Annotated in this window: 18 protein-coding genes, 1 tRNA gene and 1 pseudogene; 15 read left to right on the top strand and 5 right to left on the bottom strand. The window is 57.8% G+C overall.

Features of this window, described 5'->3' with window-relative positions; all coding sequences use genetic code 11:
- Nucleotides 1-60: 60 nt before the first annotated feature.
- From AC1DFB_RS04590 to AC1DFB_RS04575, 4 genes are read left to right on the top strand one after another with little or no spacing between them, the layout of a single operon-like run.
- Entirely contained in the window at nucleotides 61-975 is a 915-nt protein-coding gene (locus AC1DFB_RS04590; RefSeq protein WP_170421115.1) for a carbohydrate ABC transporter permease, read from the top strand.
- A 10-nt stretch (nucleotides 976-985) separates the two neighbouring features.
- Entirely contained in the window at nucleotides 986-1,825 is an 840-nt protein-coding gene (locus AC1DFB_RS04585; RefSeq protein ID WP_170393445.1) for a carbohydrate ABC transporter permease, read from the top strand.
- Complete coding sequence (locus AC1DFB_RS04580; protein WP_480922211.1) at nucleotides 1,822-2,856, top strand: Gfo/Idh/MocA family protein; 1,035 nt, start codon at nucleotides 1,822-1,824, stop codon at nucleotides 2,854-2,856. Before AC1DFB_RS04585 ends, AC1DFB_RS04580 begins: the two co-directional genes overlap by 4 nt.
- A complete protein-coding gene (locus AC1DFB_RS04575; protein ID WP_480922210.1) occupies nucleotides 2,853-3,848 on the top strand; it encodes an ABC transporter ATP-binding protein in 996 nt (331 codons plus the stop codon). The genes AC1DFB_RS04580 and AC1DFB_RS04575 overlap by 4 nt, the downstream gene beginning before the upstream one ends.
- A 27-nt stretch (nucleotides 3,849-3,875) precedes the next feature.
- Here the strand turns inward: AC1DFB_RS04575 and AC1DFB_RS04570 are convergent.
- Nucleotides 3,876-3,962 (bottom strand) — tRNA-Leu (locus tag AC1DFB_RS04570).
- A gap of 129 nt (nucleotides 3,963-4,091) precedes the next feature.
- Between AC1DFB_RS04570 and AC1DFB_RS04565 the strand changes: the two genes are divergently transcribed.
- Both AC1DFB_RS04565 and lipB read left to right on the top strand, forming a co-directional pair.
- Nucleotides 4,092-4,751: a DsbA family oxidoreductase gene (locus AC1DFB_RS04565; protein WP_480922209.1), complete on the top strand. Its 660-nt coding sequence runs from the start codon at nucleotides 4,092-4,094 to the stop codon at nucleotides 4,749-4,751.
- Between the two features lie 39 nt (nucleotides 4,752-4,790).
- Nucleotides 4,791-5,447: a lipoyl(octanoyl) transferase LipB gene (gene lipB / locus AC1DFB_RS04560; RefSeq protein ID WP_480922208.1), complete on the top strand. Its 657-nt coding sequence runs from the start codon at nucleotides 4,791-4,793 to the stop codon at nucleotides 5,445-5,447.
- 314 nt (nucleotides 5,448-5,761) lie between these two features.
- Here the strand turns inward: lipB and AC1DFB_RS04555 are convergent, their stop codons facing one another.
- Together AC1DFB_RS04555 and AC1DFB_RS04550 are read right to left on the bottom strand one after the other, a co-directional pair.
- The gene (locus AC1DFB_RS04555; protein WP_170405039.1) at nucleotides 5,762-6,697 is read right to left on the bottom strand and encodes a cation diffusion facilitator family transporter; all 936 of its coding nucleotides are present in this window, start codon (nucleotides 6,695-6,697) and stop codon (nucleotides 5,762-5,764) included.
- 485 nt (nucleotides 6,698-7,182) lie between these two features.
- Nucleotides 7,183-7,602: an HIT family protein gene (locus tag AC1DFB_RS04550; RefSeq protein ID WP_170393458.1), complete on the bottom strand. Its 420-nt coding sequence runs from the start codon at nucleotides 7,600-7,602 to the stop codon at nucleotides 7,183-7,185.
- A gap of 278 nt (nucleotides 7,603-7,880) precedes the next feature.
- Here AC1DFB_RS04550 and ctaD point away from each other — a divergent pair, with 278 nt between their 5' ends.
- From ctaD to AC1DFB_RS04530, 4 genes are all read left to right on the top strand, one after another.
- Nucleotides 7,881-9,539 carry a cytochrome c oxidase subunit I gene (ctaD, locus tag AC1DFB_RS04545; protein ID WP_170393460.1) on the top strand — a complete coding sequence of 553 codons (1,659 nt, stop codon included), beginning with the start codon at nucleotides 7,881-7,883 and terminating at the stop codon, nucleotides 9,537-9,539.
- A 162-nt stretch (nucleotides 9,540-9,701) separates the two neighbouring features.
- Entirely contained in the window at nucleotides 9,702-10,730 is a 1,029-nt protein-coding gene (locus AC1DFB_RS04540; RefSeq protein ID WP_480922207.1) for a bestrophin family protein, read from the top strand.
- A gap of 83 nt (nucleotides 10,731-10,813) precedes the next feature.
- Nucleotides 10,814-11,413, top strand: coding sequence for a 2-hydroxychromene-2-carboxylate isomerase (locus AC1DFB_RS04535; RefSeq protein ID WP_170393465.1), 600 nt, complete (start codon nucleotides 10,814-10,816; stop codon nucleotides 11,411-11,413).
- A gap of 46 nt (nucleotides 11,414-11,459) precedes the next feature.
- On the top strand, nucleotides 11,460-11,945 hold the full coding sequence (locus AC1DFB_RS04530) for a DUF2244 domain-containing protein (RefSeq protein WP_170405034.1): 486 nt from the start codon (nucleotides 11,460-11,462) through the stop codon (nucleotides 11,943-11,945).
- Here the strand turns inward: AC1DFB_RS04530 and AC1DFB_RS04525 are convergent, their stop codons facing one another.
- On the bottom strand, nucleotides 11,946-12,428 hold the full coding sequence (locus AC1DFB_RS04525; RefSeq protein ID WP_170393469.1) for a GatB/YqeY domain-containing protein: 483 nt from the start codon (nucleotides 12,426-12,428) through the stop codon (nucleotides 11,946-11,948).
- 182 nt (nucleotides 12,429-12,610) lie between these two features.
- Here AC1DFB_RS04525 and carA point away from each other — a divergent pair, with 182 nt between their 5' ends.
- Together carA and AC1DFB_RS04515 are read left to right on the top strand one after the other, a co-directional pair.
- Entirely contained in the window at nucleotides 12,611-13,777 is a 1,167-nt protein-coding gene (gene carA, locus AC1DFB_RS04520) for a glutamine-hydrolyzing carbamoyl-phosphate synthase small subunit (protein ID WP_480922206.1), read from the top strand.
- Nucleotides 13,778-13,839: 62 nt separating this feature from the next.
- Nucleotides 13,840-15,768: a glycosyltransferase family 2 protein gene (locus tag AC1DFB_RS04515; RefSeq protein WP_480922205.1), complete on the top strand. Its 1,929-nt coding sequence runs from the start codon at nucleotides 13,840-13,842 to the stop codon at nucleotides 15,766-15,768.
- Here AC1DFB_RS04515 and AC1DFB_RS04510 read toward each other — a convergent pair.
- The gene (locus AC1DFB_RS04510; RefSeq protein ID WP_170393473.1) at nucleotides 15,725-16,372 is read right to left on the bottom strand and encodes a GntR family transcriptional regulator; all 648 of its coding nucleotides are present in this window, start codon (nucleotides 16,370-16,372) and stop codon (nucleotides 15,725-15,727) included. The two genes, AC1DFB_RS04515 and AC1DFB_RS04510, sit on opposite strands and share 44 nt — an antisense overlap.
- A gap of 99 nt (nucleotides 16,373-16,471) precedes the next feature.
- Here AC1DFB_RS04510 and AC1DFB_RS04505 point away from each other — a divergent pair, with 99 nt between their 5' ends.
- The 3 genes and pseudogenes from AC1DFB_RS04505 (at nucleotide 16,472) to AC1DFB_RS04495 (ending at nucleotide 18,722) form a co-directional block, all read left to right on the top strand.
- On the top strand, nucleotides 16,472-17,116 hold the full coding sequence (locus AC1DFB_RS04505) for a pyrimidine 5'-nucleotidase (protein ID WP_170393475.1): 645 nt from the start codon (nucleotides 16,472-16,474) through the stop codon (nucleotides 17,114-17,116).
- 87 nt (nucleotides 17,117-17,203) lie between these two features.
- A complete protein-coding gene (locus AC1DFB_RS04500) occupies nucleotides 17,204-17,452 on the top strand; it encodes a hypothetical protein (protein WP_170405023.1) in 249 nt (82 codons plus the stop codon).
- Nucleotides 17,453-17,524: 72 nt separating this feature from the next.
- Nucleotides 17,525-18,722 (top strand): annotated as a pseudogene (locus AC1DFB_RS04495) (UbiH/UbiF family hydroxylase).
- Nucleotides 18,723-18,735 lie beyond the last annotated feature (13 nt).

The following is an 18,735-nucleotide window of genomic DNA, read 5'->3' as shown; positions in this document are numbered from 1 at the left end:
GGCCACTCACACCGGACGCGGCTACCGCGTCGCGTCCGGACCTTTCCCCCGGAGATTCCCATGCAGACCCGCCGCATACGCTGGCACATTGCCGTTTTCCTCGCCCCTGCGGTGCTGGTCTACACGGCAGTGATGATCTTCCCCTTGTTCAACACACTGCGCCTCGCACTGTTCACCGAGGTTGATCAGACACGTATCTACGTGGGCTTGCAGAATTTCCGCACCCTGTTCTTCGATCCAATCTGGTCCGAGCAATTCTGGAACGCTTTGGGCAACAACTTCTGGTTCTTCCTGATCCACATGCTGGTTCAGAACCCCATCGGTATCGCTTTGGCCGCGCTTTTGTCGCATCCACGGTTGCGGTTTGCCGCGCTCTATCGGTCCGCAATTTTCATTCCGACCATTCTGAGCTTTGTGATCGTCGGTTTCGCTTGGAAGCTGATATTGTCCCCGCTTTGGGGCATCGCACCTTCAATGCTAGACGCCATTGGTCTGAAGTCGCTGTTTGCACCATGGCTGGGCAAGGAAGAATACGCGCTGACAACACTGGCACTTGTCTCGGTCTGGCAATTCGTCGGCATCCCGATGATGTTGATCTACGCCGCCCTGCTGTCGATCCCTGAAGAGATCCTTGAAGCTGGAGAAATAGACGGCATCACCGGTGCTTCGGCGTTCTGGAAGATCAAGCTGCCGTTGATCATTCCCTCGATTGGCATCATCTCGATCCTGACATTCGTCGGCAATTTCAACGCGTTCGACCTGATCTATGTCTCGCAAGGTGCGCTGGCAGGGCCGGATTTCTCAACCGATATCCTAGGCACCTTCATGTACCGCACCTTCTTTGGCTTCCAACTGCAACTGGGCGACCCGCATATGGGCTCCGCTATCGCAGGCGCCATGTTCGCGATCATCCTTGTGGGTGTCTGCATCTACCTCTTCGGCATCCAGACCCGGATGCGCCGGTATCAGCTGTGAGGGTGAACGCATGAACAAAGCACGCCATAACCCGCTGAACACGGCTGCCATGCACGGGGCGCTGATCCTCTATACCCTGATCGCCCTCTTCCCGGTCTTCGTGATCATCATCAACAGCTTCAAAACCCGACGCTCGATCTTCCGCGAGCCACTCGCCCTGCCCGATGCCGAAAGCTTCTCGCTGATCGGTTACCAGACGGTGATGAAACAAGGGGATTTCTTCCTTTATTTCCAGAACTCGCTGATCGTGACCGTGGTGTCGCTGGCCTTCGTTCTGCTATTTGGCGCCATGGCTGCCTTTGCCCTGAGCGAGTACAAGTTCAAAGGCAACACCCTGATGGGCCTCTATCTGGCCCTTGGGATCATGATCCCGATCCGCATCGGCACTGTTGCGATACTTGAGATGATGGTTGCCACCGGGTTGGTGAACACCCTCTGGGCGCTGATCCTTGTCTATACTGCACAAGGGCTGCCGCTAGCCGTGTTCATACTGTCCGAATTCATGCGACAGGTCTCAGACGACCTGAAGAACGCAGGCCGCGTCGATGGGCTGTCCGAATACACCATCTTCTTCCGGTTGGTTCTGCCGCTGGTCCGCCCCGCCATGGCAACGGTCGCCGTTTTCAACATGATCCCCATCTGGAACGACCTCTGGTTCCCGCTGATCCTCGCGCCCGCTGAGGAGACTAAAACCCTGACACTGGGCAGCCAGGTCTTCATCGGCCAGTTCGTCACTGACTGGAACGCGGTTCTGTCGGCACTCAGCATGGCAATCCTGCCGGTACTAGTGCTCTACGTCATCTTCTCGCGCCAACTGATCCGCGGCATTACTTCAGGAGCAGTCAAATGACCAAAGTTCTGATCGCTGGCCTCGGCAATATGGGGCTGAGCCACGCTTTGGCCCACCATCATCACCCGGACGCGCAGATTGTTGGGTTGGTGAACCGATCCGGTCGCGTGGATCATCCAGATCTGTCGATCTATCCGGCCTATTCGGATTTTCACACCGCTCTGGCAGAGACCAAGCCCGATCTGGTGGTCGTGGCGACCTACTCCGACAGCCACGCCGATTTCGCCTGCGCGGCGATGGAGGCCGGGGCGCATGTATTTGTCGAAAAGCCGCTAGCGACCACTGTGGCAGATGCCAAGCGCGTTGTCGAAAAGGCCATTGAAACCGACCGCAAACTGGTGATCGGTTACATCCTGCGCCACCATCCTTCGTGGATGCGCCTGATCGCCGAGGCGCGCGACCTTGGCGGGCCTTACGTCTTCCGACTGAATCTCAACCAACAAAGCAGCGGGGCCGAGTGGGAAACACACAAAGCTCTGATGCAGACCACCTCGCCCATCGTCGATTGTGGTGTGCATTATGTCGACGTGATGTGTCAGATCACTGACTCCGACCCCGTGCGAGTCCACGGCATGGGCCTGCGCCTAAGCGATGAGATCGCCGAAGACATGTACAACTACGGCCAGTTTCAGGTGGTCTTCGAGGATGGCTCGGTCGGCTGGTATGAGGCCGGTTGGGGCCCGATGATGTCCGAAACTGCGTTCTTCGTGAAAGACATCGTGTCGCCCAACGGCTCGGTCTCGATCACCGATGGCAACAAGGGCGCATCCGCCGATATCGACGGACACACCAAGGTTGGCGGCCTTCTGGTCCATCGCCCCGATGGCGACCAGACAATCGACATGCCCGATGAGCCCGGCCATCAGCAGCTCTGCGATGCCGAACAAGCCTATATGCTGCGCGCCATCGCCGAGGACATCGACCTGACCCGCCATATGAACGACGCCGTGCAATCGCTGGCCATCTGCCTCGCTGCCGATGAAAGCATCCGCATTGGCCAACCCATTTCGCTGAAAGAGGCACGCACATGACCGCCCTGACGCTGACAAACGTGAACAAGTCCTTCGGCACTGTCGAGGTACTGAAAGATATTAACATCGAAGTCGAAGACGGAGAATTCGTCGTCTTCGTCGGCCCCTCCGGCTGCGGCAAGTCCACCCTGCTACGCGTGATCGCGGGGCTGGAGGACGTGACCTCGGGCGAAGTGCGCATTGGCGGAGAGGTGATGAACCTTACGCCGCCCTCGAAACGCGGCATCGCGATGGTGTTCCAAAGCTATGCACTCTATCCCCACCTGAATGTGCGCAAGAACATGTCGCTGGCACTGAAACAGGAAGGCCAGGGCAAGCAGGTCATCGAAGAACGCGTCGCCAAGGCCAGCAAGATGCTGAACCTTGAGCCCTATATCGACCGTTACCCCTCAGAACTGTCAGGCGGCCAGCGCCAACGTGTCGCCATCGGGCGTGCCATTGTGCGTGAACCCAAACTGTTTCTGTTTGACGAACCTTTATCCAATCTGGACGCCGCCCTGCGTATGAATACGCGACTGGAAATCGCCAACCTGCATCAGCAGCTCGATGCATCGATGATCTACGTCACTCACGACCAGACCGAGGCGATGACACTCGCTGACAAGATCGTCGTCCTGCGCGACGGGCGCGTTGAACAGGTTGGCAGCCCGATGGAGCTATATAATAACCCCGCCAACCAGTTCGTCGCGGGTTTCCTTGGCGCTCCGTCGATGAATTTCTTCCCCGCCAGCGTAATCGGCGACAGCGCGGACACAACATTGGGCATCCGCCCAGAGGACTTGTACTTATCCGACGAAGGCCCCCTGACCGCAAACGTGACCCATGTTGAGCATCTGGGTGGAGACACAAACGTGATCGCGATGATGCAAGACCACCAGATAACCGCGCGCCTGTTCGGCCAGCATCAGGTCAACGCTGGTGAATCCGTCCATTTCGGCTACGCCCATGATCGAACCTATCGCTTCAACCAACAGGGCGCCCGTCTCACCTGACAATTTCGGGTAAAGATTTCAGGATGTTGGTGCGGTCGAGAAGACTCGAACTTCCACGGGTGTTACCCCACAGCGACCTCAACGCTGCGCGTCTACCAATTCCGCCACGACCGCACTGCCAATGACTTGGTAGAGGGGCGTATAGACGCTGAGCCGCGCGATGTGAAGAGGCAAAAACTCAGCCGATTGAAATCACGTGCTTTAGCCATATCTAACCGCGATACAATGCAATCTGGAGCAGCCATGCCCTCGCCCGATCCCCGCCCTACCGTGCAGATTGATGTCGTCTCGGATGTGGTCTGTCCGTGGTGTATCGTAGGTTTTCGTCAACTCGATGCCGCGCTGAAGCAAGAGAATGTGCTGGCCCGATTGCGCTGGCATCCGTTCGAACTGAACCCCAGCATGGGCCCCGAGGGGCAGAACCTGCGGGAGCATATTGCCGAGAAATATGGCTCGACGCCCGAACAAAGCCAGCAGGCGCGGGAGCGATTGACTGCGTTGGGCACTGAACTTGGGTTCACCTTCAATTTCACTGATGACAGCAGAATCGTGAACACCTTTGCCGCGCATCAACTGCTTGACTGGGCGGAAACACAGGGGCGTCAGCATCCGCTGAAACTGACCCTGTTCGAAACCTATTTCACCAAGCAACAGGATGTCTCTGACGTCGAAGTGTTGATGGGCGCGGTCGAGACGGCCGGGCTCGACCCGGAGGCGGCGCGAACCGCACTTGAATCAGGTGCACATGCTCGACCGGTGCGTGAAAAACAACAGTTCTGGACCAGCCGGGGTATCTCGGGTGTGCCTTCGATGGTGTTTGGAGGGAAATATCTGCTGACCGGCGCACAGGGCACGGACGCTTATGCGCAAGTCCTGCAACGCTGCTTGGCCGAGGCCGCCTGACCCCTTCCCCCTGCCCCGCGAACGGTCTAAGGAACGTGCATGGAATGGAAGACAACCGACAGGCTGATCGACTACGACGAGGCCACTGCCTTCATGGAGGCGCGCGTTGCCGCGATTGCAGCGGGTGAGGCGGACGAATGCATTTGGCTGTTGGAACACCCTCCGCTTTATACCGCTGGGACTTCTGCCAAGCGAGAAGATCTGACCGATCCGGATCGCTTTCCGGTCTATGAAAGCAAGCGCGGTGGACAGTACACCTATCACGGCCCCGGTCAGCGCGTTGTTTACGTCATGCTTGATGTGGGCAAACGCGGTCATGATGTGCGCCGCTTTGTGCAGCAGCTTGAGGCATGGGTGATTGCGACTCTGGCCGAGTTCAATGTCACCGGTGAGATCCGCGACGGCCGCGTGGGCGTCTGGGTGCAACGGCAAGACAAGCCGCTGACGATCACCGGCCAGCCAGCCGAGGACAAGATCGCGGCCATCGGCATTCGCCTGCGGAAATGGATCAGCTTTCACGGCATCTCAATCAATATCGAGCCGGACCTGTCACATTTCGCCGGTATCGTGCCCTGCGGAATTCAGGAACACGGGGTGACCTCACTGGTCGATCTTGGGTTGCCGGTGACCATGGATGACGTCGATGTTGCGCTAAAAAAGACCTTTGATGAGGTCTTCGCCACCGAAGGCGCCTAGTTTATAGGTGATTCCACGTATTCGGACAGATCTGGCCAGAATACGCAAAAGACAATGCTAGTATTTGGGGCACTCTGTTTCGAAAATCATTCAGAAAATTCCTTTGAATGGTCTCAATTCGCCTCAAATTCAGGGATTCTTCACATCCTCTCCTTACAAACGCCATCTGACCACATAGTATGTAATGACCGTTCATGAGTGAGTGGTGTGTTAACCGGTGATCTCAGGGCTGCCCTGCGAAATCCGTGAAAGTGTTTGGTTACGAGTCTGCCGTTCCGACCCCATATCGGAACGGCAATTCTCGTTTTAAGCCCCTAAATCTGTTGATGCCCAAATCGGGTTGATCCGACGCAAGCGTGCCCGCTGGCTTCGATTTCAAGCGTAACATGACCAAGCCCAAACTTGTTCTGCAGAACCTGCTTGACCATCACCCGGATATCCTCGGCACTATCTTGTGCGTCGGGTTTGATGACCAGATGCGCCGACAGCGCGGGCTCACGCTCCTGCATGCTCCACAGATGGATGTGGTGAACTCCTGCCACGCCCGATACGCCTTCAATGGCTGTGGCGACCTCTTCCGGATCCAATTCTGTTGGCGCGCCCAACATCAGAACGCGTATGGTTTCACCGATCTCGGATTTGACGTGCCAAAGGATGTAAAGTGAGATCATGATGGTGACCGCTGGGTCGACCCAAGTCCAGTTGAAGACAATTACAGCGGTACCTGCGACAATCACGGCGACGGACCCCAATGCATCGGCCACATTGTGCAGGAATGCCGCACGAATATTCATGCTGTCCTTGGACATGGAATAGGTCAGCATAGCGGTGACAAGGTCGACGACCAATGCGATCCCAGCGATCCAGACAACGATCCAGCCATTAACCGGCTCGGGCTCCACAAACCGCATTACGCCTTCGTACAGCAGATAGACCGACAGAACGATCAGTGTTGTGTAGTTAACCAGCGCCGCTACAACCTCGGCCCGGCCATACCCGAAACTCATACGCGCGTTTGCGGGTCGACGAGCGATCTTGCGGGCAAAGAATGCGATGACCAGCGCAATCGCATCTGACAGGTTGTGCAAGGCGTCCGCAATCAAGGCGAGCGAACCTGAAATAACCCCGCCCACAACCTGTGCCAGCGTCAAGAACATATTGACCGCGATGGCCCAGGCAACGCGCGCATCTCCGGCCTGCGGATCAACATGCGCGTGGCTGTGCCCTTTGTGGGAATGCTGATGAGCCATTTTAGTGAGTCCTATTTTCTGAATCACCATGCTACATAATTCCTCTAGTGACTAGAGGTTCAAGGGGGTGTTTTCGAAAATGAATGCAATCGGGGCTCCCTCATTTCGCACTGGATTCAAAGCACCTACGATCCGGTTCTGGACTTCTACCGCCGTTCGAACCTACCGCGGGTAGTCGGCGCCGCTATGACGAAACCGCGCTGCGGCGGTTGCAATGCGTAGGCATGGCCAAGATCTGGCCAGCCGCTGACCCAATTAGAGGCCTTGCTCACGCTCGAAGCTGCAAATGGAAAAACTTGAACCGGGCTAATGAAATCGCCGAACAGTTGCCTGAATATCTACGAATCCGGATCGCACGCCTGAAATGAATGGAACAAGACTGATCCGTATTCCTCAGGTCTGCGACGAGCAGCGCTGTTACGCAAGTGTCGTGCTCCATGCGTTTGGTGATCACGACGCCTGCGACAGCTCGCTTCGAAGGTGGATCAGGTCAGTGCCGCGCGGATCTTGTCGGCGTGTTGAGCAATCAGGTCAAAATCGCCCATTTTACCGGGTGGGCGTATCGAGACGCCCTCGTGGCGCGGCAATACATGCACATGAAGGTGAAATACCTCTTGCCCGCCTGCGGCCTCATTGAATTGCTGAACGGTGACGCCATCAGCGTCAAACGCTTCTTTCACAGCGTGAGCCATCTTCTGTACCGTCGCCATCACCGCTGCCAGTTGCTCGGGCGTTGCATCCAGCATGTTGCGACAGGGGGTTTTGGGGATCACCAACAAGTGCCCGTCCGCCCGGGGCATAATATCCATCAGCGCGACGGTGTCGTCGTCTTCATACACACGGTTTGACGGGATTTCTCCGCGCAGGATCTTGGCAAAGACATTTTCGGGATCATAAGCGGTCATTACAGGCCTCCGGTGTTGGACTTACCCGTTGTTCTGAGCCGCCGCTTGATGCGGGTCAAGCGGGTTTCCCCGTCACCACTTGTAATCGCGGACTGAATCCCCAAATCCCTCGCATCCGAGGTCAGATTATCGCGCAGCACAGTCTGCCCGCGACAATTAATCTTGATCCAGATCAAACTCGACCATTGAAGGTCGCCCCTTCGCAATCTAAAACCAGCAGGAATCCCGCGCGTTGGAGAGGTCCGACTGCGCGGTACAGTTGCAACAGGAGGCACCTAATGGCAGACGCAGCCATTCATGGTCACGAGCATGAAGATCAGCGCGGCTTTTTCACCCGCTGGTTCATGTCGACCAACCACAAAGACATCGGGATTCTCTACCTGGTCTTTTCGGCCCTTGCCGGTCTGATCTCGGTTCTGATGACTGTCTATATGCGGCTCGAACTGATGCACCCCGGTGTTCAGTATATGTGCCTCGAAGGTTTCATGGCCGATCCATGTACCCCCAACGGTCACCTCTGGAACGTGATGATCACCTATCACGGTGTTCTGATGATGTTCTTCGTGGTCATCCCTGCCCTGTTCGGCGGATTTGGCAACTATTTCATGCCGTTGCAGATCGGCGCGCCGGACATGGCGTTCCCGCGGATGAACAACCTGTCCTTCTGGCTGTATGTCGCTGGCACCTCGCTGGGCGTCGCCTCGCTGCTCAGCCCCGGTGGTAATGACCAGCTTGGTTCAGGTGTTGGCTGGGTTCTGTATCCACCGCTGTCGACGACCGAAGGCGGCATGTCCATGGACCTTGCGATCTTCGCCGTGCACGTATCGGGCGCCTCCTCGATCCTCGGCGCGATCAACATGATCACCACCTTCCTGAATATGCGTGCCCCGGGCATGACACTCTTCAAGGTGCCTCTGTTCAGCTGGTCGATCTTCGTCACTTCGTGGCTGATTCTGCTGTCGCTGCCGGTTCTGGCAGGCGCGATCACCATGCTGCTGATGGACCGCAACTTTGGCTTCACCTTCTTTGATCCGGCTGGTGGCGGTGATCCGATCCTGTATCAGCACATCCTTTGGTTCTTTGGCCACCCGGAAGTGTACATTGTGATCCTGCCCGGCTTTGGCATCATCAGCCACGTGATCGCGACCTTCGCGCGCAAACCAATCTTCGGCTACCTGCCGATGGTCTGGGCGATCATCGCGATCGGTGTGCTGGGCTTCGTCGTATGGGCGCACCACATGTACACCGTTGGCATGTCGCTGCGCCAGCAGGCCTACTTCATGCTGGCCACGATGGTCATCGCGGTTCCGACCGGCGTTAAGGTCTTCTCGTGGATCGCGACCATGTGGGGCGGCTCGATCGAGTTCAAAACCCCGATGCTGTTCGCCTTCGGCTTCCTGTTCCTGTTCACCGTTGGTGGTGTGACCGGCGTTGTGCTGTCGCAGGCCGGCGTGGACCGTGCCTATCACGACACCTACTACGTCGTTGCGCACTTCCACTACGTGATGAGCTTGGGTGCCGTCTTCGCGATCTTCGCTGGCGTGTACTTCTACTTCTCGAAGATGACGGGCCGTCAGTATTCCGAGTTCTGGGGCAAGGTTCACTTCTGGCTGTTCTTCATCGGCGCCAACCTGACCTTCTTCCCGCAGCACTTCCTGGGCCGTCAGGGCATGCCACGCCGCTATATCGACTACCCTGAAGCGTTTGCTCAGTGGAACTTCGTTTCGTCGATTGGTGCGTTCATCTCGTTCGCCTCGTTCCTGCTGTTCTTCGGCATCGTGATCTACGCCCTGCTGCGTGGTGCGAAAGAGACACGCCCGAACCCGTGGAACGAATACGCGGATACGTTGGAATGGACCCTGCCCACGCCGCCGCCTGAACACACGTTCGAGCAGCTGCCCAAGCAGGAAGACTGGGACAAGGGCCACGCGCACTAATCCCGCCATCCAAACCAAACTCAGCAAAGCCCCGCCCCGTGCGGGGCTTTGTGTTTTTTATGCCCCCAGTCCGCAACTTGCTGCACCCAACACGTAGCCGCACCAAAGATCAGGCCGCTAGTGTTTGCGAAAACAGCATAATCTAAGACGGGTGCGCGCCACATGATTCTCCATCACGGCATCACACTTCGGCAACTGGTCAAAGGCTCTGCCGGGTTCATTTGCATCGTCATGGCCTGGATACTCCTGCTTGAACTAGTAGATGAAGTTACTCCGCTTGAGTTGATCTCGAACTCCAGCCCACCGGTCACGATGCTGGGTTTGGCAGTGGCATTTTTTCTGGGTTTCAAGAACACCTCGGCCTATGGCCGCTGGGTCGAGGCCCGCAAGATCTGGGGGGACATCGTCAACGCCAGTCGCGATTGGGGCAACACGATCAGCAATCTGGTTCAGGCTGACGGCACGCCGCTTGCGCCTGAGATACGGCGTGAATTGCTGGAACGTCATATCGCTTGGCTCAACATGCTGGCATTTCAGCTGCGCCAGCCCGCAACGCATGGACGTGCCCACCGCCCGTGGATGTTCGGACACAAGCCGGTCGTGGACAAAATCGCGCTGCATCAGGAACCCGAATGCTGGCGCGATACCCAACTGGCGGCTGATTTGCCTCTGCTCGAAGGGAAATCCAACCGTGCCGCGTACCTGTTGTTTCTTCAGGGTGAGCGGCTTTCATCACTGGCGCAATCCGGCAAGATCGACCCCTATTGGCATGTGGCGCTGATGAACCGGCTAGCACGGTTTGCAGACGCGCAAGGCCAAAGCGAACGTATCAAGAATACCCCCTTCCCGCGGCAGGTCGCCGAGGTCGGACGCATCTTCAGCTATATTTTTATCTTCATGTTACCGCTGGCGTTGAATGACCAACGCTCGATCACCGCTGGCATGGGCTACTCGGTAACAAAATCCGTTCTGCTTGACTGGGCAGTCTTTGCTCCGATCGGAGCGTTGGTTTGCTGGATTTTCTTCGTGACTGAACGGGTCAGCGCCTCGATGGAGGACCCGTTCGAAGGCGACGTAACCGATGTTCCGATCTCGTCCATCTGCCGCATGATCGAAATCGACCTGCGCCAGATGACTTCCTGCGGCACTGCCCCTCAGCCGACAGAACCCATCGATAAAGCGTTACTTTGACCATTTAAATTGGGCAAAGATCGAAAAAACCTCCGTTTTGCGGTATTCTGGTTGGCAAAGCCCCTTTTGACAGGAGCCTTGCTATGCCCGAGATCGACTTTTGGTATTCAATCGGCAGCACTTACAGTTTTCTGACCATCACGCGCCTGGATGGCTGGTGCGAAGAAAACGATGCGACGGTAACCTGGCGCCCCTTCAACGTGCGCACGGTGATGTCGGAACAGCAAAATATACCCTTCGCGGGCAAACCGGTGAAGTCGGCCTATATGTGGCGCGATATTGAGCGGCGCGCCGCGAAATATCACATCCACGCCAAACTTCCCGCCCCCTATCCAATTTCTGACCTGGCGCTGGCAAATCAGGTGGCTTTGCTGGGCATGCAGGACGGCTGGGGCGCGGGGTTCACGCAAAATCTTTATCGGATCTGGTTCGAGGATGGTATTGAGGCCGGTAGCGAAAGCGCCATTTCCGAAGCCCTGCTTCGGTGCCAACAAGATCCACGCCTGATGCTTGCCCGTGCCCGCAGCCCGGACGCTGTTGCAGCCTTGGAGGACGAGACAAACAAGGCCATCAAACTGGGGGTTTTCGGCGCACCCAGCTTTGTTGTCCGCGACGAAGTGTTCTGGGGTGATGACCGGCTTGACGATGCCCTGTCGTGGGTCCGCGTCGGCCACGTTGTCTGACTGATTTTTGCTTCGACATTGCGCCGGTCTGAGCTAGGTTCTCGCCATGCCTTATCAATGGACAAAAAACTCGGACGCTGAACAGGAACTGCGGCTTTGGCCGCACAACTCCTTGCCACCACGTGGTGCAATTACCGTCATCTTGTCGGTGTTCCTGTTCGGACTGATCCCGCTGCTGGCGATGTTGGGTTCGATCGTCCTGTGGGGTCTGCTGCCGTTCCTGCTGCTGACGGTTCTGGGCCTCTGGTTGGCAATCCAGACAAACTATCGCGCGCGCAGCGTGTTCGAGGTTCTGACCTTAGGCCAGACGCAAGCCCACCTTGTGCACCACCACCCAGACAAGGGCGATCAGGAATGGACCTGCAACCGCTATTGGGCCCGTCCCGAAATGCACACCAGCGGTGGTCCGGTACCCCACTACGTAACGCTGATCGGCGATGGGCGCGAAGTTGAGATCGGCGCGTTCCTGTCCGAAGACGAGAGGATCGCGCTGTTTGATGATCTGCGTCAGAAACTGCGTAAATCGACGTGATTAAGCGCCGTTGGAGTTAGCGCAAAGATGATCTTTGACCATCGGTCCTACTTTGCCGAAATCCATCTGACCGGTATAGCGCGACTTCAACTCGCCCATCACCTTGCCCATATCGCGGATTGAGCCCGCCCCAGTAGACGTGATGGCGGTCTGAATGGCCTTGCTAACTTCGTCGTCGTCCAGCTGTTTGGGCAGGAATTCCTCAATCACCTCAACCTCGCGCAGTTCCCGCTCGGCCAAATCAAGGCGTCCGCCCTCTTCATAGGCGCGTGCGCTTTCCTTGCGCTGCTTGGTCATTTTACCCAGAATTTCAAGCACTTCAGCATCGCCGCAGCCCTTGGTCTCTTCATTGTCAGAGGCGCGCGAAGCAATATCACGATCCTTGATCGCCGCATTGATCAGGCGCAGTGTCGAAAGACGCTCGGCGGCTTTGTCTTTCATAGCTTGCTTCAGGGCAGAGTTCACCCGTGATCGCATATCCATATGGTCTGTCCATCCCCATGGCAAAGGAACCCTGACCATATCGAAACAAAAAGGTTGGTACAACAGTGGACATTAATTGTAACTCATTGATTTTTAACAATAGCCCAAAATTTGAACAGACTTGACCCTAGCGTATAACCCACTTAGTTATGCGCCCGTTTACCTTACAGGAGAGTCGCGCCATGGCCCAGAACGCCCCGTCCAAGCCCACCGCATGTCTGGCGTTGGCCGATGGAACCCTGTTTTACGGTGTGGGCTTCGGCGCAACCGGTCAAACCGAGGCCGAGTTGTGTTTCAACACCGCCATGACGGGCTATCAAGAGATCATGACCGATCCTTCTTATGCGGGCCAGATCGTGACCTTCACTTTCCCGCATATCGGCAATGTCGGAGTGAATCCCGAAGATGACGAAACCGGCGACCCGGTGGCAGCCGGGATGGTGGTCAAATGGGACCCGACCGAGCCGTCGAATTGGCGCGCGACAGAAGAGCTAAAAAGCTGGTTAGCCCGCCGTGGTCGCATCGCAATCGGCGGCGTCGATACCCGCCGCCTGACCCGCGCGATCCGCCAGCAAGGCGCACCGCACGTGGCGCTAGCTCATGATCCCGAGGGAAACTTCGATATCGAAGCCCTGATTGCTGCAGCGCGTAGTTTTGCGGGTCTCGAAGGGATGGATCTGGCCAAAGAAGTCACCTGCGCCCAAAGCTATCGCTGGGATGAGATGCGTTGGGCTTGGCCCGATGGCTACCAGCGTCAGGAAGCTCCGTTGCACAAGGTGGTCGCGATCGACTATGGTGCCAAGCGCAACATCTTGCGCTGTCTCGCCTCGGCGGGTTGCGACGTAACCGTATTGCCCGCCACCGCAACGGCAGCGGAGGTGCTGGCACACAAGCCGGACGGAGTGTTCCTGTCAAACGGACCCGGCGATCCGGCGGCTACCGGCGAATATGCAGTTCCCATGATCAAGGAAGTGCTGGATACAACAGATCTGCCCGTCTTTGGCATCTGCCTAGGCCATCAGATGCTGGCACTGGCGCTTGGCGGGCAGACGATCAAGATGAACCACGGCCACCATGGTGCCAATCATCCGGTCAAGGATATGGAAACCGGTAAGGTCGAGATCACCTCGATGAACCACGGCTTCGCCGTGGACGCGGAAACACTGCCCGATGGCGTAGTCGAAACGCATCGCTCTCTGTTTGACGGCTCGAACTGCGGTATCCGCATGACGGGTCGCCCGGTTTATTCGGTGCAGCATCATCCAGAAGCGTCACCCGGCCCGCAGGACAGTTTCTACCTGTTCGAACGCTTTGCCGCCGCGATGGCGGATCAAAAAACACAAGCTTAAAGGCGAATTCAACAGCGTTAACCGTGTGTTAACCCTGACTGAGCAACCCTGCCGGATGTTACATGCGGCAGGGTTTCGTTATGGTCGAATTGAATCTCCAGCGTCAGACACTGGCGCAGCCTGTGCCCGGGCCGCATTCGCGCAAACCGCTCGGCACATGTCTCGTCGAACAAGGCATCATCACATCCGACCAGTTGGCGCGCGCCCTGCGGATGCAAGTATTCCAGAACGCGCCATTGGGGGAAATACTGGTCAGTGAAGGATGGGCCAGCCGTGCGCAGGTTCTCTCGGCGCTGTCTGACCAAACCGGCCTTCAGATCGCCGATCTTGCGCAGGTACCACCTGCCGCAGACCTCTGCTTGCTCGAACCGGTCGAGTTTTGGTTGGAGCACAATGTACTGCCCTGGATGCGTGTGGGGCCAATCCTGCTGATCGCTACAGCCAGGCCAGATACATTCGACGCAGTGGCAGACGCATTGAAGGGCCACGGTTACACGATCATCCCGGTTCTGGCAGGACCCGAGCAGATCGATGCCGCCATCGCCCGTCAATATGCTCAACCGCTGGCACAAGCTGCAGAAACTCGCGTTGAGGCGCGGCAAAGCTGCAGGAATTGGTCGGCCCAGACGCGCCGTGGGCCGATCATTGGATTTATCCTGTTTGCGGCACTCTGTGTTTGTTTCCCGATAGTTGGCCTCGGCCTTCTTTTAGGCTTTGCACTGCTGACCCTGGGACTGTTCTTGTCTCTCAGGCTCTCGGGGCTCATTGCTTATCTATGGCGAGAAAAATCTGAGCCAACAACAAAGACCTCTGAGTCGCTTCGCCTACCCCGCGTCTCGATCCTTGTGCCGCTATATAAGGAACGCGAGATTGCCGATGACCTGATCGCCCGGCTGCGCCGCCTGACCTATCCCAAAGCGTTGTTGGATGTCATTTTGGTGCTGGAAGAGCGGGATGACGTAACCAATGAGGCGCTCAGGCAAATAGAACTGCCAACCTGGATGCGCGCCATTGTTGTGCCGGATCGGGGTGACCTGACCACCAAGCCCCGTGCGATGAACTATGCGCTGGATTTCTGCCGTGGAGAGATTTTGGGCGTTTGGGATGCCGAAGACGCGCCGCAATCCGATCAGATTGAAACCGTTGTCCGCCATTTCGCGAACGCCCCAAAGGAAGTGGTGTGCCTGCAAGGTATTCTAGACTACTACAATCCGCGCACCAATTGGCGGTCGCGCTGTTTTAGCATCGAATACAGCGGCTGGTTTCGCGTCGTCCTGAAAGGCATCGCGCGACTTGGTCTGGTCGTTCCGCTGGGCGGCACAACCTTCTTTTTTCGCCGCGACAAGCTGGTCGAACTGGGCGGTTGGGATGCCCATAATGTCACCGAAGACGCCGATCTGGGTGTCCGCCTAAGCCGTGCCGGATATCGGACCGAGATCGTCAGCACCACGACCTATGAAGAGGCGAACTTTCGCGCCTGGCCATGGGTCAAGCAGCGTTCGCGTTGGCTGAAGGGGTTCATGGTAACCTATCTGGTGCATATGCGCGCACCACGCCAATTGCTGCGCGATCTGGGGTTGCTGCGCTTTTTGGGCTTACAGGCCTTTTTTCTGGGAACACTGGGCCAATTCCTTCTGGCGCCGCTTTTGTGGGCGTTCTGGCCCATCTTTTTCGGGCTGCCCCACCTGTATCAACCAATCCTGACACCCGGTTTATTGACTGCCTGCGTAGTTCTGTTTCTCGTCGCTGAAGCCGCCAACCTATTGGTGGGTATCTGCGGTGTCATCGCAGGCAAACGCAGGTTCCTGCTACCCTGGGTGCCGACCATGGTGCTTTACTATCCGCTGGGCGTGTTGGCGGCCTACAAAGGCCTGTGGGAACTGGCGGTCAATCCGTTCTTCTGGGACAAGACCCAGCACGGCCATGCGGTCGAGGAACGTGAGGCCGCTATTTCTCGCGCCGGATCGCATCCTGTTTCAGCCGCGTCATGAAAGCGACCGAAATGTGATCCTGCAACGCCTTGGCCGCCGCGTCCTCGTCTCGCGCCGCAATCGCGTCCACGATGCCTTTGTGCTCGCTCTGCGCAATCTCGCCACGCCCTTCTGCGGCCAGCGATGTGGTCGCCATCAAGGCCATGGTCCGATGCACCAGATCAAGCTGCTGCACCAGATAGCGGTTATGCGAAGCCAGGTGAATCTGTTCGTGAAATCTCCGGTTGGCCCGCGACAGCGCAACAGGATCTCCGATCAACTCATTATCGGCCACCACCATGTCCCGAAGGACCCGAATTTCCTCTTCGGTTGCGTGTTTTGCGGCCAGACGTGCGGCCAGCCCTTCCAATTCACGCCGGACAACATAAAGCTCGGCCATCTGGTTGTGGTCCAATGAGGCCACGATCAACGACCGTCCGTCCCGTTCCAGCAACGACTGCGTTTCCAGCCGCTGCAGCGCCTCGCGGATCGGAGTGCGCGAAACGCCAAACCGCTCGGCCAGTTCGCTTTCCACCAGCCGATCACCAGGCTTGTAGACACCGACGTCTATCGCTTCGAGAATAAGGCTATAGGCGTCCGTATTGGACTGTTTGGATTGGGGCATCGGCTGAATTGTCTCCTCGTTCGGACCTGTCTAGCCGCCACACGCCCCCCGATCAAGTGCGGCATTGAAAACCGCAGCGCATCGCCCTAAACCCAAAGCATGGTCAAACCTGCCTTTTCCCATGTCACCCAATGGGTGTTCGATCTAGACAACACGCTTTACCCGCCGCATATGCGCCTGTTCGATCAGATCGAAGTGCTGATGACGGATTACGTCGTGCAAGCCATCGGCGTCGACCGCCCCGAGGCCGACCGGTTGCGTTCGCATTACTGGCGCGAATACGGCACGACACTCGCGGGCCTGATGGCAGAGCACGATCTGGACCCCGATCCCTATCTGCACGCCGTGCATCAGGTGGACATGAGCCATATGGAACCCGATGTTGCGCTGGCGGAACATATCCGCGCTTTGCCCGGGCGACGCATTGTCTATACCAATGGATCTGCACCTTATGCCGAGCGCGTTCTGGCGGCACGCGGTCTGAATGGGCTGTTCGACGCGATCTATGGCGTAGAACACGCAGGCTATCGCCCCAAGCCGCAAAAAGCCGCGTTCGAGGCGATCTTTGCGCAGGATGGAATCGATACCGCGAAAGCCGCCATGTTCGAAGATGATCCACGCAATCTGGCCGCCCCGCACGAGATGGGAATGCGTACCGTGCACGTCGCGCCTGACCCGCACGAGGCTGACCATATTCACCATCACACCGATGATCTGACCGGGTTTCTGGGTCGCCTGCGATAGGCTGTCACACTGCGACGATCTGTTCGTTTCGCAGGTGCAGAATTGACCCCATATGCAGCTCAGCGACGAACAGAATCGGAGACCCAAATGACCGCGCTTGAGATGCCACAGCGCCTGCCTCTTTGGCAGCGCCTTTTGTTTGCAATTCCCGTGTTTGGCTGGATGGCCCGGGACGCGGCCAATGCCGAAGCTGAAGACCTTTATTATACAGCCGCGGCGCTGGTCAGCATGTGGGGCTGTTCCATCCTTCTGTTCGGCCTGCCGGGTCTTTACATTCCCGCCCTGATGCTGGTGCCGACGATGTTCCTTGTCCTGATTTTGATCTCTCGGGGATAAAGCACGAGACAGGATGTCACTTGGCGCCCACCGCGCAACAGCACTAGTGTCTGCGGCAACGGAGACATACTCATGACTGACAGCTGTGACATCCTGATTTCCGGCGGCGGAATCGCCGGATTGACCGCCGCCGCCGCCTTTGGCGCTGCCGGGTTCGACGTAGTCTGCGTCGATCCCACCCCTCCGATCACCGAGCGGGACGTGGACGGATCGGATCTGCGTACCACCGCTTTTTTGCAGCCTGCCCACGGTCTGTTGGAACAATGCGGGCTTTGGGCCAAGCTGGACGCCCACGCCGCGCCCCTGCAGATCATGCGCATCGTGGATGCGGGTGGCGATGTGCCCGAACCGCGCGTCGTGCGTGATTTCAACGCCGCCGATATCTCGGACCAGCCATTCGGATGGAACCTGCCCAACTGGCTGCTGCGCCGCGAGATGGTGGCGCGACTGGCCGAACTGCCGAATGTCGATTTCCGCCCGGGCACCGGCACGGTCAGCCTGTTCACCCGCACCAATGAAGCGCGGGTCGGCCTGAGCGACGGAACCCGCATCCGCTGCAAACTGGTAATCGCCGCCGACGGACGCAGTTCACCAATGCGCGAAGCTGCCGGGATCAATGTTCATACCACACGCTACGGCCAAAAGGCCCTCGCCTTCGCCGTCACCCATCCTATCCCGCACGACAATGTCTCGACCGAGATTCACCGCTCGGGCGGGCCGTTCACATTGGTCCCCCTGCCCGATTGGCAAGGCCAACCGTCCTCGGCGATTGTCTGGATGGAGCGTGGGCCACGTGCCGTTGAACTGCTAAACCTTGAACCCGACGCGTTCGAGAGCCGCCATGACCGAACGCTCTTGCGGGCTGTTTGGACCGCTGAAATTGGCCTCACGCCGGACGATCTGGCCGATCATCAGCCAGTCGGCGGAACGGTTGTCGGGTGAACGCATCGCGCTGATGGCCGAGGCCGCGCATGTGGTGCCACCTATTGGTGCGCAGGGGCTGAACATGTCGTTGGGCGATCTGCGCTGCTTGCTGGAATTGACGCAAGCCCGGCCCGAGGGCTTAGGCGACGCGCAGATGTTGGATTCCTATCACAAGGCCCGCCATACCGAGATCGAACTGCGCGTCAAGGGCATCGACCTGCTGAACCGCGCCTCGATGATCGAAGCGCGTCCGCTGCGCGACGCACGAGCGATGGGGCTGAATGCGCTCTATTCCCTGCCACCCGTGCGCAAGACGCTAATGCAAATGGGCCTCGGCGTCCGCTGAACCGTAGGGCGGG

The sequence above is a fragment of the Ruegeria sp. S84 genome (assembly GCF_056583445.1).
Note: the sequence above shows the minus strand (reverse complement) of the source record. Positions and strands in the feature narration are given on the sequence as shown.

Excerpts from the sequence above, each read along its gene's own strand:
- AC1DFB_RS04590 (WP_170421115.1), top strand. The coding sequence starts at position 61 with ATGCAGACCCGCCGCATACGCTGGCACATTGCCGTTTTCCTCGCCCCT.
- AC1DFB_RS04585 (WP_170393445.1), top strand. The coding sequence starts at position 986 with ATGAACAAAGCACGCCATAACCCGCTGAACACGGCTGCCATGCACGGG.
- AC1DFB_RS04580 (WP_480922211.1), top strand. The coding sequence starts at position 1,822 with ATGACCAAAGTTCTGATCGCTGGCCTCGGCAATATGGGGCTGAGCCAC.
- AC1DFB_RS04575 (WP_480922210.1), top strand. The coding sequence starts at position 2,853 with ATGACCGCCCTGACGCTGACAAACGTGAACAAGTCCTTCGGCACTGTC.
- AC1DFB_RS04565 (WP_480922209.1), top strand. The coding sequence starts at position 4,092 with ATGCCCTCGCCCGATCCCCGCCCTACCGTGCAGATTGATGTCGTCTCG.
- lipB (WP_480922208.1), top strand. The coding sequence starts at position 4,791 with ATGGAATGGAAGACAACCGACAGGCTGATCGACTACGACGAGGCCACT.
- AC1DFB_RS04555 (WP_170405039.1), bottom strand. The coding sequence starts at position 6,697 with ATGGCTCATCAGCATTCCCACAAAGGGCACAGCCACGCGCATGTTGAT.
- AC1DFB_RS04550 (WP_170393458.1), bottom strand. The coding sequence starts at position 7,602 with ATGACCGCTTATGATCCCGAAAATGTCTTTGCCAAGATCCTGCGCGGA.
- ctaD (WP_170393460.1), top strand. The coding sequence starts at position 7,881 with ATGGCAGACGCAGCCATTCATGGTCACGAGCATGAAGATCAGCGCGGC.
- AC1DFB_RS04540 (WP_480922207.1), top strand. The coding sequence starts at position 9,702 with ATGATTCTCCATCACGGCATCACACTTCGGCAACTGGTCAAAGGCTCT.
- AC1DFB_RS04535 (WP_170393465.1), top strand. The coding sequence starts at position 10,814 with ATGCCCGAGATCGACTTTTGGTATTCAATCGGCAGCACTTACAGTTTT.
- AC1DFB_RS04530 (WP_170405034.1), top strand. The coding sequence starts at position 11,460 with ATGCCTTATCAATGGACAAAAAACTCGGACGCTGAACAGGAACTGCGG.
- AC1DFB_RS04525 (WP_170393469.1), bottom strand. The coding sequence starts at position 12,428 with ATGGATATGCGATCACGGGTGAACTCTGCCCTGAAGCAAGCTATGAAA.
- carA (WP_480922206.1), top strand. The coding sequence starts at position 12,611 with ATGGCCCAGAACGCCCCGTCCAAGCCCACCGCATGTCTGGCGTTGGCC.
- AC1DFB_RS04515 (WP_480922205.1), top strand. The coding sequence starts at position 13,840 with ATGCGGCAGGGTTTCGTTATGGTCGAATTGAATCTCCAGCGTCAGACA.
- AC1DFB_RS04510 (WP_170393473.1), bottom strand. The coding sequence starts at position 16,372 with ATGCCCCAATCCAAACAGTCCAATACGGACGCCTATAGCCTTATTCTC.
- AC1DFB_RS04505 (WP_170393475.1), top strand. The coding sequence starts at position 16,472 with ATGGTCAAACCTGCCTTTTCCCATGTCACCCAATGGGTGTTCGATCTA.
- AC1DFB_RS04500 (WP_170405023.1), top strand. The coding sequence starts at position 17,204 with ATGACCGCGCTTGAGATGCCACAGCGCCTGCCTCTTTGGCAGCGCCTT.